Source organism: Veillonella sp. 3891 (assembly GCF_003992315.1).
Taxonomy (GTDB): Bacteria; Bacillota; Negativicutes; order Veillonellales; family Veillonellaceae; genus F0422.
In genome coordinates, this window is sequence record NZ_RQVE01000012.1 from 1 (window position 1) to 15735 (window position 15735).

At 38.0% G+C, this 15735-nt stretch carries 14 protein-coding genes; 13 read left to right on the forward strand and 1 reads right to left on the reverse strand.

What is annotated here, in order from left to right; all coding sequences use genetic code 11:
• The 7 genes from EO118_RS06720 to EO118_RS06750 form a co-directional block, all read left to right on the forward strand.
• Positions 1-1098 (forward strand): immunity protein YezG family protein (locus EO118_RS06720; RefSeq protein WP_206168410.1); only part of this gene is annotated, 1098 nt, incomplete at its 5' end.
• Positions 1099-1226: 128 nt separating this feature from the next.
• Positions 1227-2357, forward strand: a complete 1131-nt coding sequence (locus EO118_RS06725; protein ID WP_164726253.1) for a hypothetical protein — start codon at positions 1227-1229, stop codon at positions 2355-2357.
• A 22-nt stretch (positions 2358-2379) separates the two neighbouring features.
• The gene (locus EO118_RS06730) at positions 2380-3384 is read left to right on the forward strand and encodes a hypothetical protein (protein ID WP_127069219.1); all 1005 of its coding nucleotides are present in this window, start codon (positions 2380-2382) and stop codon (positions 3382-3384) included.
• Between the two features lie 171 nt (positions 3385-3555).
• Positions 3556-4617 carry a tRNA 2-thiouridine(34) synthase MnmA gene (gene mnmA, locus EO118_RS06735; RefSeq protein WP_127069220.1) on the forward strand — a complete coding sequence of 354 codons (1062 nt, stop codon included), beginning with the start codon at positions 3556-3558 and terminating at the stop codon, positions 4615-4617.
• A gap of 11 nt (positions 4618-4628) precedes the next feature.
• Entirely contained in the window at positions 4629-6428 is a 1800-nt protein-coding gene (gene lepA / locus EO118_RS06740; RefSeq protein WP_127069221.1) for a translation elongation factor 4, read from the forward strand.
• The gene (hemW, locus tag EO118_RS06745; protein WP_164723912.1) at positions 6428-7588 is read left to right on the forward strand and encodes a radical SAM family heme chaperone HemW; all 1161 of its coding nucleotides are present in this window, start codon (positions 6428-6430) and stop codon (positions 7586-7588) included. The genes lepA and hemW overlap by 1 nt, the downstream gene beginning before the upstream one ends.
• 40 nt (positions 7589-7628) lie before the next feature.
• Positions 7629-8219 (forward strand): nitrite reductase, encoded by a 591-nt coding sequence (locus EO118_RS06750; protein WP_127069222.1) that lies wholly within the window; start codon positions 7629-7631, stop codon positions 8217-8219.
• 200 nt (positions 8220-8419) lie between these two features.
• Here EO118_RS06750 and EO118_RS06755 read toward each other — a convergent pair whose 3' ends face one another.
• Positions 8420-8779, reverse strand: coding sequence for a hypothetical protein (locus EO118_RS06755; RefSeq protein ID WP_127069223.1), 360 nt, complete (start codon positions 8777-8779; stop codon positions 8420-8422).
• A gap of 675 nt (positions 8780-9454) precedes the next feature.
• Between EO118_RS06755 and hrcA the strand changes: the two genes are divergently transcribed.
• Genes hrcA through EO118_RS06785 form a run of 6 tightly spaced genes read left to right on the forward strand, consistent with a single transcriptional unit; the run spans position 9455 to position 15729 of the window.
• On the forward strand, positions 9455-10459 hold the full coding sequence (hrcA, locus tag EO118_RS06760) for a heat-inducible transcriptional repressor HrcA (RefSeq protein WP_127069224.1): 1005 nt from the start codon (positions 9455-9457) through the stop codon (positions 10457-10459).
• Between the two features lie 20 nt (positions 10460-10479).
• The gene (gene grpE / locus EO118_RS06765) at positions 10480-10983 is read left to right on the forward strand and encodes a nucleotide exchange factor GrpE (protein ID WP_127069225.1); all 504 of its coding nucleotides are present in this window, start codon (positions 10480-10482) and stop codon (positions 10981-10983) included.
• Between the two features lie 54 nt (positions 10984-11037).
• Entirely contained in the window at positions 11038-12864 is a 1827-nt protein-coding gene (gene dnaK, locus EO118_RS06770) for a molecular chaperone DnaK (RefSeq protein ID WP_127069226.1), read from the forward strand.
• 18 nt (positions 12865-12882) lie between these two features.
• Positions 12883-14070 (forward strand): molecular chaperone DnaJ, encoded by a 1188-nt coding sequence (dnaJ, locus tag EO118_RS06775; RefSeq protein WP_127069227.1) that lies wholly within the window; start codon positions 12883-12885, stop codon positions 14068-14070.
• Positions 14071-14094: 24 nt separating this feature from the next.
• The gene (locus EO118_RS06780) at positions 14095-14976 is read left to right on the forward strand and encodes a 50S ribosomal protein L11 methyltransferase (protein WP_127069228.1); all 882 of its coding nucleotides are present in this window, start codon (positions 14095-14097) and stop codon (positions 14974-14976) included.
• A gap of 12 nt (positions 14977-14988) precedes the next feature.
• Complete coding sequence (locus tag EO118_RS06785) at positions 14989-15729, forward strand: 16S rRNA (uracil(1498)-N(3))-methyltransferase (protein ID WP_127069229.1); 741 nt, start codon at positions 14989-14991, stop codon at positions 15727-15729.
• Positions 15730-15735: the final 6 nt, after the last annotated feature.

Sequence of the window (15735 nt, forward strand, 5' to 3'; positions counted from 1 at the left end):
GAAGTATCTAGTTTAGTAAAACAACTAAATATCATTCCAGAAAAAATACTCAAGAATAGGCTTGATACTATTAATTTAGTTAACATTTTGAATAATATAATTAAGAAAAAAGAAATTTATTTGAGAGATTTTATTTCTAAGGACTGCAAAAACATGTATTTTCATTTGGATACAATTTGTAATAAGAAAAAATTAAATATCTATATTGAGTATGCGGATAATACATGGATTAAAGAACGAAATATACAATCAAAATTTGCTGGTATTAATGATTTCAGAGTGGCAGCTCTTTATTGGGACTGGTCTGATGAGTTTAATAGTATGCATACAATTTTAGGAAAAAAATATACATCCTTAGATTGTATATTTAATATTTCTACCGGCGAACTCTCTTATGTATATGACAATATCACAGAAGATAATTTTACTGATGAACTAGCTTTGGTAAATGCTTGGGAAGAGAGATATTTCTCCCCAGATGGGGAACCACTGCACACGCATGCAGTAGCCCCCCATGAGGGATGTATCACAGGGACTATGCACATAGATATGTCTCAGTTTATTGAAGAGGAGGTAGAGGAAATGGTTGATGTAGATCCAGCTATAGAATTTACAGGAGAAGATATCCACGATTTAATTCCACAATATCTTCAAAATAGTTATGATATTTTGTATTCTATCTTGCCAGGTACATTTCATCGAGTATACCTATATGTAGAGAATGATGGAACGGTATGTCGTCAACTAGGGTATATCATTGTCGATGGTGAATACCTCACTTTTGAGGAAATGATAGACCGTAAGGTAGTTTCTAAGGCTACTTATGATGCTACGATGGGACAAATGGCATTGTGGTCGAATTATATGCGAAATGCATTTATTGCATGTCACCTTGAACCGTGGACGGTGTTCTCCTATATGTTAGATGAAGAAATGCATATTTCCAATAACTTTGGTTACGATGTATTAGCATTACAAGCCTATGACAATGAACTCTTTGACCTTTGGTCTTACGAAAAATTAGGAATTAAGAGTCCTAACTTGTCTGAAGAGAAGATAGCGAATATTGTACCAGAAAATGAATATGCAAAATTTTAAAGATTACCCCATTTTTTGAAATATTTCTTTTATGATTCTATTGGTATTGAGGTATATACATCCTGTGTAAGTTGTTGTAAGTTTAAACTTTTAAAAGTATATATAAGACCAATAGTAAAGGTAATATAATGAAAGTTTTACTGACCCCATGTGTTAGAGATAGAAATGAAATTATGAGCAAAACAGAAAATCAACAGTTATTTGATTTTTTATATGTAGACTGTAGACTTAAAGATTATATAGTAAGTAGCATTGGTCCAGAATTGCTTATGCAATATAAGGGGGTAAAATCAACTCTTAATGATTGTGATACATTAATGACTACTATGAAGGTTAAAGTTTATCCAAAGTCCCCATATTATGAAATATATTATGAATATGAAATGATCCTACGTAATCGTGAAAAGAGTGGCATATTATTTGATAGCCTTAGTTTATATGCAATAACCACAAATGATGTTTTTAATGATTATTCAAATGAAAGACAATATATTGTAGAATTATTGGAATTATATGGCTATATTTACATGTCTACTGTTGACATATATAAAAGGATTCCTTTGGTACCTATTAATGCATCAAAATCAGCTAAGGAGTTTTTAGGAGGTCAACACTATTTGGGACATATATTGTGTTATGGTGAGGAATATAGTGATGCTAATGGTAACATTGCAATGGATATTGATCAATCTCTAAGCAATATTGCAGAAGAAATCATACATTTAGCAAATCACAGTAAATTCATAAACGGGAATTATGTTGTGGATGAAAGAATTCCTAAATATATACATTTTCAAACATTTGAAGAAGTAGGGGATTTATGTAAAGAATATGGTGGATGTCAGCTACCAGATAAAGCGCAAAGTCATGTATGGCATATAGGTACTTGTTGCACTAATGAGGGAGATATTCAGGTTGTATCATCAACATATCTATATATATCCTTGTATATAAAAACATTTTATATACAAGTACGCCAAACAGTAACGGTACAGGATAATGAGTTTAATACATTTAGTATCAAAAGAAATACATTTTCTGAAGATGCAGAGGTGTTATTAGATTTTACTGCAAAGATGTATTATGAAACTATAGAGATATTGGAAAGCCAAGGATATGAAAGACAACAAGAAATAAATTATAAGGTGTGTATAGATGTAGTTGGAGATGAAATGAAAAAAGAGATAGAGATAGGGGAATTGCTATTTGGACTTCAACCTAACGAATATAGTTATATCGATGCGATAATGACTAATTAGCTTAAGAAGGGGGAAACGCAAGTTGGCTATAAACACTAAATTAAATGGAATATTGAAAGCACGTAATCTAAGAATCCTAGCTATTTTATTCTTATTATTATCAATGATAGGAATAATATTCTTTAATACCTATTACTGGACACAGTTAAAATTTAATGTATTCGGACCCAGTACATATATTGTTTATAATACATATGACAAGCAGATTGAACGTATGCATAAGGATGGGGCATCAGAAGTACTTTGGAAAAATCCGACGATGATAGATGTTTCTAATTCGGTCGAGATTGATGGAAAATTATTATTTATCGTCAATTATGTAGATGCAGCGCAGCTAGTCGTATTTGATTTGGATAGCAATACGATTATCCGTAAGATACCTCTTGTGGGTGTCAAGGGTGTTAGTACAGAGCAACTATATTTAATGGGAAATAACTTACAAATTAATTATAGATGTATTTATATGAAGGATTATGAGTTTGGGAAAGGTCAATATGATCTACAATATCATATTCCCCTAGACAATATAATGTATGAAACAATAGATGATATAAAACCAATAGATTATGATGGTATTGAAAAACATCCACCTAGAACAGAATTTAAAGGGGCCCCTCAAGTGCCTTTTAGTGATACTGTATATAAAGAAACAAATTCCCAAGGAAAAAAAGAAGTGTTATTTCAGAATGACGATTTAACTATAGAATATGAGGAGTATGGCACTAGAGTATATTCAGATGATGTGGTAGGCACTTTGAAAAAAGGTGAATATGTATTAAATAGTTGGCAGATACAAAAACATGAGCGAGACTTTTGGGGATTTAATACAGTGTATCGATTTCAAGGAGTGTATAGTAATCAATTTGTACTGTTCAAAGTATATGATGAATATTTTGACTTAAAACATACTAATGTATATAAACAATCAGATTCAATGATCTATGCTAACAATAATTTGTTCTTTAAAAAGATATATTTACCGCGAGCAATATTTGAACCATATGAAATACTTTTTATTGGTAACTAGTAGCGGAAATAACCATAGAGAAAATAGGCTGTTCCATGCCCCAGATTCTTGTAAAATACCTAGAAAGTACGGTATAATGTAGTGATATGTATAAGTATAATTTTTTGTTCAATTATACATCTTCAGACTTTCAATCTGTTTTGATGTATCAATTTGATGGTAGGAGATAATATGGACAAAGTATATGCAGTTGCTATGAGCGGTGGCGTGGATAGTTCTTTAACCGCTTCAATGTTATTAGATCAAGGGTATAAAGTATTTGGTATTACCTTGCGTTTATGGGTCAGCGACACGGAGGAAGACGAAATTCCGCAAGCTGTGGTGGATGCGAAGAAGATGTGCGATTTTCTTGGTATTGAACATCATGTGGTAGATGCGAAAGATATTTTCAAAGATAATGTAGTGGATTACTTTATCACGGAATATTCCAATGGACGTACACCGAATCCATGCGTGTTCTGTAATCGCAATATTAAATTCGATTTGCTGTTACAACGGGCCTTATCCTTAGGGGCTACCCACATGGTGACAGGTCACTATGCACAGGTCATGTACAATGAGGCTGCACAGCGTTATGAATTGCATAAAGGTGATGATCCAACGAAGGATCAAAGCTATGTGCTATACACGTTAACCCAAGATATCTTGAAACATTTAGTGTTCCCTTTGGGTAATCAACCAAAAACGAAAACTCGTGAGATGGCACATGAAAAAGAATTACCTGTATGGGATAAACCAGATAGTTTAGATATCTGTTTCTTGCCAAATCACAATTACCAAGGATTCATTGAAAAAACATCGAAAACGAAACCTAAATCAGGGCGCATTGTCCATGAAAATGGTGAAGTGTTAGGCACGCATAATGGCTTATACAATTATACAATCGGACAACGTAAGGGCTTGGGCATTGCCTATGCATACCCTCTCTATGTTGTGAAATTAGATGGCGAAACGAATGAGGTTATCGTAGGTCCTAATGAAAGTTTATTCTCTCGCACGATGTTGTGTAAAAACTATAACTTCTTAGACGGAGTTGTACCCACAACATTGCAAGCGGAAGGTAAGATTCGGTATGCCGCTAAACCATCACCATGTACTGTTACTTTCACAGAGGACGGTACGATGAAAGTTACATTTACAGAACCACAACGCGCCATTACACCGGGGCAATCCGTCGTATTCTATGAGGGAAGTCGAGTTCTCGGTGGTGGTGTAATAGATATTGTTTGTTAGAAAGGGAAGTCATGAGTACATCACATATTCGTAATTTTTGTATCATTGCTCATATTGACCATGGTAAGTCTACCTTAGCGGATCGTCTCATCGAAGAAACTGGTTCTTTGACAAAACGGGAAATGCAAGCCCAAGTATTGGACTCTATGGACCTAGAACGGGAACGGGGCATTACGATTAAAGCTCAATCTGTTCGTTTATTGCACACTGCAAAAGATGGACAAGAATATACATTAAATTTAATCGACACACCGGGTCATGTTGACTTCAGTTATGAAGTATCCCGTTCCTTGGCAGCTTGTGAAGGAGCCTTGTTGGTGGTTGATGCTGCACAAGGTGTAGAGGCGCAAACTTTGGCCAATGTCTATTTGGCATTGGAACATGATTTGGAAATCATTCCTGTCATTAATAAAATTGATTTGCCAAGTGCAGATCCTGAGCGTGTGAAACGTGAAATCGAAGACGTTATCGGCTTAGATGCATCTGATGCTATTTTGGCAAGTGCTAAGTCTGGCATTGGTATTCAGGATATCTTAGAAGCTATTGTAGAGAAAATTCCTGCACCACCAGATCATTCTGATAAACCAGCACGTGCCTTAATTTTTGACTCTCGTTTTGACTCTTATAAAGGTGCCATTGCATACGTACGTGTGCAAGAAGGGTCTTTGAAAGTAAAAGATACCATTCGTATGATGCACAGTTCTAAGGATTTTGAGGTTACTGAATTAGGTGTATTTACACCGCATTTATTACCAGTGCAAGAGCTACCATGTGGCTCTGTAGGCTGTGTAGCGGCAAGTATTAAAAATGTTCGAGACTGTCGTGTAGGGGATACCATCACGAAAGCAGATAATCCAGCTGAAGAACCATTACCAGGATACCGCAAAGCCGTATCTATGGTGTATTGTGGTCTTTACCCAACAGATTCCAAAGATTACGAAAACTTGCGGGATGCCTTAGAAAAATTAAACCTAAATGATGCTGCTTTAGAATACGAAGCAGAAACATCCTTGGCACTAGGATTTGGATTCCGTTGCGGTTTCCTTGGATTGTTACACATGGATGTCATCCAAGAACGATTGGAACGGGAGTATAACCTATCCTTGATTACGACGGCTCCAAGCGTAAACTATAAGGTATACAAAACAAATGGAGAAGTTATCGAGGTGGATAACCCTGCTAAATTACCGCCACCAACTGAAATTGACTATATAGAAGAGCCATATGTAAAGGCTACAACTATCGTACCAAAAGACTATGTAGGGGCCATTATGGAACTTTCACAGGACAAACGTGGGGAATACATCAGCATGGAATACATTGATGAAAGCCGTGTATCCATCGTGTATCATTTGCCACTAGGGGAAATCATTTACGATTATTTCGATAAATTGAAATCTGCTACGAAAGGCTACGCATCCTTGGACTATGAATTGATTGGCTACCAACAATCTCCAATGGTGAAAATGGATATCTTATTAAATGGAGATCCTGTCGATGCCTTGAGTATTATCGTTCACAAAGATCGCGCTCAATTACGTGGCCGTGCTCTCGCTGAGAAATTGAAAGAATTGATTCCACGTCAAAACTTTGAAATTCCAATCCAAGCGGCAGTAGGCACAAAAATTGTAGCTCGTGAAACGGTAAAAGCCTGGCGCAAAGACGTATTGGCAAAATGTTACGGTGGCGATATTTCCCGTAAACGCAAATTGCTAGAAAAACAAAAAGAAGGTAAAAAACGCATGAAAGCCGTAGGGTCTGTAGAGATTCCGCAAGAGGCGTTCATGGCGATTTTGAAAGTAGAAAACTAATGAATACAACTCGTATTCCAGTAGGTCATAGGGGAATGTATATCCACATTCCCTTTTGCCGTCAAAAGTGTACCTACTGTGATTTCCCTTCGTACCAAGGATTAGAAGACTACTTTGATGTGTACTCCTATGCGTTGCGCCAAGAGATTGAATCTAATCAGGCCTTCTTGGGGACAGCGCCCTTCGATACGATTTACTTCGGCGGTGGAACACCGACTGTGTTGTCTATTAAGGAATTGAATCGTATATTAGAGACAGTGTACAAAACATATACGATTAGTAGCGATGTGGAAATTACCATAGAGGCTAACCCCGGTGAAGTAGATAGACAATACTTGCGACACTTATATGAGCTTGGTATCAACCGTATTAGTTTCGGTGTGCAAACATTTTGCGATGATCATTTGCGTGTATTGCACCGAACTCATACGGCAAAGATGGCACAGCAAGCTGTATTAGATGCCTATGACGTAGGATTCCGCAATATTAGCATTGATCAGATCTATGGATTACCGCAGCAAACATTGGAAGACATTTCTTATAATCTAGATATTATTCAGTCTTTGCCCATAAATCACATCTCTATCTATGGCCTGCAAGTGGAACCTAGTACTTTATTGCATCGCCAAGTCATGGACCATTCGGTTACATTACCGTCTGAAGATATATGCGAACAGATGTACGACTACCTTGTGGAAGGGTTAGAAAAACAGATGTTCGATAGATATGAAATTGCTAGTTTTGGTAAAGATGGGGCTTTCAGTCGTCATAATATCAAATATTGGCATGGCGCTGATTACATCGGCTTTGGTGCAGGTGCCCATTCCTTTGTGGGGAATCGGCGCTTTCAGAATACCCCTTACGTGGTGCCTTACATCCATAAGATTGAAATGGGTGAAAGTCCTTGCATAGAGGAAGAAATTATCATGAGTCCACGTGACTATGAAGATTTTAGCTTTCTTGCGTTGCGCACGAAGTGGGGCTTAGTACCTAGTTTGTTTGAAAGTCGATTTAATTTGGACTTTCACAATATATATGGATCTGTCATTGCAGATCTAATGCGTAAACAATTGCTTGTTTATGAAGATGATGCATATCGTCTCACTAAGGAAGGGGCCAAGCACGGCAATTATGTGTTTAGTCAGTTCCTTACGTCCTAAGTAGGAATGTACGCCCATACAGTTAATTTAGGAGAGTTTTATGAAAACAGCAGTTATTTTACATGCCTTATTCAGTGAGTTCACATACGAACAACTGGAGGCAATTTTTAGCCTAGCGAAAGAACATAATGGAAAGTTCCGTATCGTTCCAACAGGCATCCAAATTTATGATATTACAAAGGAACAAAAAGCATCTATCCTTGAGGACTTACCAGAAGGTGTGGTGCAAGTACAACATAAATCGGTGAACTCTATCGTGGCATGCCGAGGTACAGATGGATGTAGCCATGCCCTTATGGAAACTATTCCGATGGCGACCATGGTAGACCAAAAACACTATGGCAAAGATATGCCGAATAAAATTCGCATCGGCATCAGTGGTTGCCCACGATGCTGCGCAGAATCTATGATTAAAGATATCGGCCTAGTGGGAAAACCCAATGGCTTTACCTTAGTAGCAGGTGGCACAAGCGGTGCCTTGCCTAGAAAAGCAATTACCTTGCTAGAAGGATTATCTCCGGAAGAAGCAGAACAAAAAATCTCGGAGCTCTTAGAATGGTATAGCACCAATGCGAAACCAAAAGAAAAGTTCGAGCATGTGTTACAGCGGTTGGGGAATCCATTCCAGTAAAACGTCACTTGTGATGCTATGTATCCTGTGGCTAATTAAACTGAATATAACAAAAGGAAGAGCACGGTATACTCCTCACAAACGGTATTTCATAATGTTTGTTCGGAGCACACCGTGCTCTTCTAGTACTTGTGTTATTTAGTTAGTAAAATTTGCCACAGGCTACTACGCTTAACTGCGTTCCTAATGGGAATAGATTACTACTTAATGGTTTTATAATACACTCCAGCTTTAGGATTCGTAATACGTAGTTTTAATGGTTCTTCATCTTGTATGATGTATAACGTATCTTCTTCTAATCCAGTCCATTCTAATGATATGGAAGTTTCACCTGTAGTGATACCAAGTTCTTCCAAGGGTGGAATATACAGCAGTCGTAGTCCTCTAGGTAGGAGTGTACTGCTTTTTTTTATAAACTGTAATTGCTCCATGTGATTGGTGTAGTCCAATATCTGTGCTAATTCGTTATGATGTTCTTCGTTTATTAAATCATAAACCTGTGCATGCTCAATATGTATAAAATTTTCAATGTCATCACGTTGTAATACAATAAATTTCATATACTACCTTTCCTTTACAGAAATCATTAATTAAAACAAGATTAAGCTAAGTCCTAGCATCTTACAAAACCTAATATCTTAATAGATGCCAATATATAATCGTAATATCATTATACTATCAATTCTATGACGATACAATTTTAAAAGGGGGAATACATCGATTTAATCTCACACCGAGTAGATGCGTTAGTGAGGTATGTCTATTTAAAGTACTATGTAAGAACTAACGTAGAGAATCACAGCAACGCTCGTCTTCAAACTTCCACCAGATTGGATGTGTTGGTTGAGTATGCCAATTTAATGCACTATATAAGAGCTGACGTAGAGGATCAATACGACGCTCGCTCCCAATCTTCCACCCAATTGGATGCGTTGGTGAGGTATGTTAAGTTACTATACTAATTGATGATAATCCCAGAAGGGCACGGCATGTTCCGGAGCAAACCTACCGTAGGATCAGTTTGTGGAGGAATGTGCCGTGCTCTTCCCTTTGCTAAAATCACACTATGACATACCTCACCAAACCAAACAATCAAAAAGTTTGTTTTTTTGACTAATACGGTATTTACTGAACTTTCACCAATTTTTCACTTGACATATGTTGTAAATGTGATACTATATATCTTGTAGTTAGCACTCAACCTTAGTGAGTGCTAATAATAACGAGGTGATACTATGGATGAAAGGAAAGAACGCATTCTGCGGGCTATCATTCAAGATTACATTAAAACAGCCGAACCTGTTGGTTCTCGTACGATCGCAAAGAATTATGATTTAGGTATCAGTCCTGCAACGGTCCGAAATGAAATGGCTGATTTAGAAGATCTTGGCTTTCTTGAACAACCTCATACATCAGCAGGTCGCATACCTTCCGCTAAAGGCTATCAATACTATGTAGATACCTTACAAGGATTTGAAGACGATGCTGCTGAAGATATTCCTGTAATTCGAGAGTTATGGCAGGCTCATCAACAAGAACTAGATGATTTCTTCGTAGAGATAGCAAAGCTCATTTCTCGGATAAGTCATAATGTGAGTATGTTTTTAGCTCCCGCCCATGATTCATCTACTATAACCTATATCCATGTTCTTCCTATTGATGAACATCGAGCGGTCATGGTGGTGGTAACGAATACAGGTGCTTTGGATAATGAACCAATCTATTTTACAGAGCCTATTAATACAGAAGAATTAGCTATGCATGCACATCGTTTTAATAGTGTGCTTCACGATGTATCCATCCAGGATATTACGCAAGAAAACTTAGACAAAATGCGGTTAACCTTAGATTTACAAGATACAACGTATGTCATTTTTTGCGACACATTATATCGAGCCATTGCTAAACGTAAATTATTCTATACAATAGGAACTACATCCCTATTAGAACAGCCAGAGTTTAACGATATTAAACGGGCCCAACCGCTGTTAGCTTTACTAGAACAACAAGATGAGTTAACCCAATTATTAACACCAAACTCTAGTAGTCCTATCGATGTAAAAATAGGTCATTCTAATGAACTGGTAAAAGATATTAGCGTCATCCAAGCAAGTTTCAATGTTCCTCATCAAGTAGGTACCCTCGCCATTGTAGGTCCTACACGAATGGAATATGGACGTATTATGGGTATTCTCGCTTATATTAATAAGTGTATGGAAGAGTTACAAGGAAAACGATAAATATTGTAAAGAGGTGAAGTATGGAAGAAAATAAACAAGAAGAAACGGTCACTCCTGAAGTGGAAGTTTTGGAAGAAGAAGCTCCTGAAGCAGTAGATCCTACGAAAGAATGGGAGCAACGATACATGCGTTTGCAAGCAGATTTTGAAAACTTCAGACGTCGTACGAACCAAGAAAAAGAACAACTAGGGGTCTTTGTTAAATCTCATGTTATTGAAGATTTACTCCCTGTGTTAGATAATTTTGAAAGAGCACTTTCAGCACCGGAAACGCCGGAAACAAAGCCTTTCATGGATGGATTTGTAATGATTCACCAAAGCTTGATGGCAAGCCTTTCCAAACAAGGATTAGCAGTCATCGAAGCTGTGGGACAACCATTTGATCCAAATTACCACCAAGCTATCATGCGTGTGCCAGCAGAAGATATGGAAGATGACACAGTGTGTGAAGTACTACAAACTGGTTATACTGTAGAAGGCCGTGTGGTACGTCCAGCGATGGTGAAAGTAGTTCACAATGGATAAGTAATAAATAATTATAATTAACATATTAGAAGAAGTATTAGGAGGTCATGTTAAATGGCAAAAGTAATTGGTATTGACTTAGGTACTACAAATTCTTGTTTCGCAGTGATGGAAGGCGGCGAACCAACTGTTATTACAAACCAAGAGGGAGCTAGAACAACTCCTTCCGTAGTAGGTTTCGCGAAAAATGGCGAACGTTTAGTAGGTCAATTGGCTAAACGTCAAGCGGTTTCCAACCCTGAAAACACAATCATTTCTATTAAACGTCATATGGGTACAGATTACAAAGTGAATGTAGAAGGTAAATCCTATACACCACAAGAAATCTCCGCTATGATTCTACAAAAAATTACAGCTGATGCAGAAGCTCATTTGGGCGAACCTGTAAAACAAGCAGTTATCACTGTTCCTGCTTACTTTACTGACTCTCAACGTCAAGCGACAAAAGACGCTGGTACAGTAGCAGGCTTAGAAGTATTACGTATTATCAACGAACCTACAGCAGCTGCCTTAGCATACGGCGTAGATAAAGGTGAAGATGGTAAAATCCTTGTATTCGACCTTGGCGGTGGTACATTCGACGTATCCATCCTTGAATTAGGGGAAGGTGTGTTCGAAGTATTGGCAACATCTGGTAACAACCATTTAGGTGGTGACGACTTTGACCAACGCATTATGGATTACTTAATCAGCGAATTCAAAAAAGAAACTGGTATCGATCTATCCAATGACAAATTAGCTGACCAACGTTTAAAAGAAGCTGCTGAAAAAGCTAAAATTGAATTGTCTGGCGTTGCAAGTACACAAATTAACTTGCCATTCATCACAGCTGATGCAACAGGTCCTAAACATTTAGACGTAACATTAACTCGTGCTAAATTTGATGAATTGACTCGTGACCTTGTAGAAGCAACTATCGAGCCTACTCGTAAAGCAATGAAAGATGCTGGTTTGTCTGCATCCGACATCGATAAAGTATTATTGGTTGGTGGTTCCACTCGTATTCCAGCAGTACAAGAAGCTATTAAACGAGAATTAGGTAAAGAGCCAACTAAAAACATCAATCCTGATGAATGTGTAGCTATCGGTGCTGCTATTCAAGGTGGTGTATTAGTAGGTGAAGTGAAAGACGTATTGTTACTTGACGTAACTCCATTGTCTTTAGGTATCGAAACTATGGGTGGTATTTTCACTCGTATTATCGATCGCAACACAACAATTCCTACTTCTAAATCTCAAGTATTCTCCACAGCAGCAGATAACCAACCTTCCGTTGATATCCATGTATTGCAAGGGGAACGCGACATGGCGGCAGCGAATAAAACATTGGGCCGTTTTGAATTGTCCGGTATCCCAGCAGCTCCTCGTGGAGTACCTAAAATCGAAGTTACTTTCAACATCGATGCGAATGGTATCGTAAATGTAAAAGCTAAAGATCTTGGCACTGGTAAAGAACAAGCAATCACAATTACATCTTCTTCTGGCTTGAGCGACGAAGAAATCGATCGCATGGTAAAAGAAGCTGAAACACATGCAGCTGAAGATAAAGCAAAAAAAGAAGAAGTTGAAGTAAAAAACAATGCTGACAACTTGGTATACCAAGCTGAAAAAGCAGTGAAAGACTTCGAAGGTAAAGCTGATGCAGCGCAATTAGAAGCTGTGAAAAAAGCGACAGAAACATTAAAAGCATCTATTGAGTCTGGGGATATTGAAAAAATCAAAGCGGATAGCGAAGCATTGACAGCTCCTTTATACGAATTGTCCTCTAAAATGTACGAACAGGCGCAAGCTCAAGGCGAACAAGGCGGACAAGAAGCTCCTAAGCAAGATGATAATGTAGTAGACGCTGACTACACTGTAGTTGACGAAGACAAAAAATAATAAGAAGGGACATAGGTAATGGCTCGTGATTATTATGACGTCCTTGGCGTCAACAAAAATGCATCCCAAGATGAAATTAAGAAAGCCTTTCGTAAGAAAGCACGTCAATACCATCCAGACGTAAATCGAGACAATCCAGAAGAGGCAGAAAAGAACTTTAAAGAAGTGAATGAAGCCTACGAAGTCTTGTCTGATGACACGAAAAAAGCACAATATGATCAATATGGTCATGATGCCTTTACTGCTGGCGGAGGAAACTCCGCTGGTGGTTTTGGTGGTGGCTTTGGCGGCGGTGGTTTTGGTGGCTTCGGCGGTGCTGGTGGCTTTGATGATATTTTTGGTAATATCTTTGATATGTTTGGTGGCAGTGGTGGCCGTGGTCAACGTGGTCCAGAACGCGGTGCCGACTTACGCCAAGACGTACGTATTTCCTTCCGTGATGCTGTATTTGGAACAACGATGAAAGTCAATGTACAGCGCCATGAAGAGTGTGATCATTGTCATGGCACAGGTGGTGAGCCTGGTTCTAAAGTAGAAACATGTCCAAACTGTCATGGTTCCGGACAAGAGGCTGTTATTCAAAACACGCCATTTGGTCGTATGCAAACAGTTCGCACATGCTCTCGATGTGGTGGACAAGGTAAAATTGTTGAAAAACCTTGTAAAGTATGCCGTGGTCAAGGACAGTCTCTCAAACGTCGTGATATTGAAATTAAAATACCTGCTGGTGTTGATGATGGTGCACGCTTACGTGTGTCCGGTGAAGGTGAGCCAGGCACATTAGGTGGCCCTAAAGGCGATTTGTATGTGTATATTTCTGTAGCCAGAGATAAGGAGTTTGAACGTAGTGGTAACGATGTTGTACTTCGTCAAACTATCTCTTTCTCACAAGCTGCACTAGGCGCTACTATACAAGTTCCTACATTAGAAGGAAAAGTAGAGCTTAAGATCCCTGAAGGTACACAAACTGGTACTGCTTTCAGAATTAAAGGACAAGGTGTTCCTTATTTACGTCAACCAAGCCAACGTGGTGATCAACATGTAGTTGTCACTGTAGAAACGCCTAAGAAGTTGACAGATAAGCAACGTCAATTGTTAGTTGAGTTTGCTGCAGAAAACAAAGAAGATGTAAACACATTGAAAGTGAACAAAAGCATATTAGAAAATTTAAGTGATAAGGTGAAACAGTTATTTGGACAAGAATAATACTTGACCAGTAAGGAGTCATCTATGAAATGGATAGAAATATCCATTACTGTAGAAGTGGCAGTCATTGATGAAATGGCTGCCATTTTTAATGATATAGAAAGTAATGGATACATAGAAGAAACAATTGAAAATAGCCCTAACTTAAGTCGTGTGACCATCTATTTAGGGACAGATCATAGTGAGATAGAATGGGCACAGATACTAAAAACAGCATTGCAAAGTGCTAATATTTCTTATGAAAATATGGATTGTAAAACTCTAGACGATGAGCAATGGTATCATAGTTGGCAACAATATATTATGCCTACCCGATTGTTACCAGACCTTGTGATTTGTCCTGCTTGGCAAAGCTATGATGCCTCTACCGATCCACTTGCTACGGAACAAGATGTAGTGATGACTATGGATACAAAGCTATCCTTTGGTACAGGAGACCACGAAACAACGAGAAATTGTGCAACCTTACTTGGTAAATGTATAGGTCATATTCCTGTAGATCTAACAGATCAAGTATGTTTAGATATTGGTACAGGAACGGGTATCTTATTGATGGCGGCTCATCATCTAGGAATTCCTAAGTTGGTAGGTATTGACCTAGAAGAAGAGGCAGCTATACAAGCGAAGAAAAACTGTGAGCATAATGGCATAGATGCTACTATCATTCATGGTAATTTAAGCGATGACTTTCACGGAAAAGCCCATATCATTTTAGCAAACCTTACGGTGGATCCATTAAAAATTTTGTTGCCTATGATTAGGGAAAAATTGCACGATAATGGTATACTAATAATAAGTGGTATCGTGGATGATCGGTATGATGAAATTATGCCATACATTACGAAACACTGGTCAATTCTAGAAGAAATGGTAGAGGGGCCTTGGCATACCTTTGCCTTAGTATAAGTTAGGATGTATATGAAAAAACTATTTATTGATGGCATTATAGATGAAAGTATTCAGTTACCAGCAGATACAGCGCATCATCTCTTTCATGTGTTACGCCATTCGAAAGAGGAACCTTTTATTGTCAGCAATCATGAAGGGCATACGGGTGAATATGTATTGGACTCTGAGGAGTCCGATATATATATGGCGAAACGACTACGAATCATTGATGTATCTACAGTTGCTACGAAGGTAGTATTGATTCAATCCTTTTTAAAAGGTGATAAGTTTGAGTTTCTATTGCAAAAGGCTACAGAATTAAACGTTCATCACATCTACGGTGTATCTTCGGTTCATTGTGTAGCAAAATATGATGCTAAAAAATTAAGTACCAAGAAAAGCCGGTGGGAAAAAATTATCGTAGAAGCGAGCCAACAATGTGGACGCCCTGATGTACCTACGTTGACGGTGGAACAGACACTTTCCGAGGTACTGCAAACATTACAATCTGATGAGGGAGTGCTCTTGTTAGGTGCCTATGAGCGAGAAGATGACAAAACGATTAAAGATATTTTACAAACACAGTTACATACGAATTCATACCATACTATCGCAATTTGTATTGGTCCAGAAGGTGGCTATAGTGCAAATGAAATGGAACTATTAGAATCCTGTGGTGGATACAAGGTTAGCCTAGGACCGACTATATTACGAGCTGAAACTGCAGCTTTAGGTGCTGTAAGTATGATTCAATATGAATTACTAGATTAGGAGTCT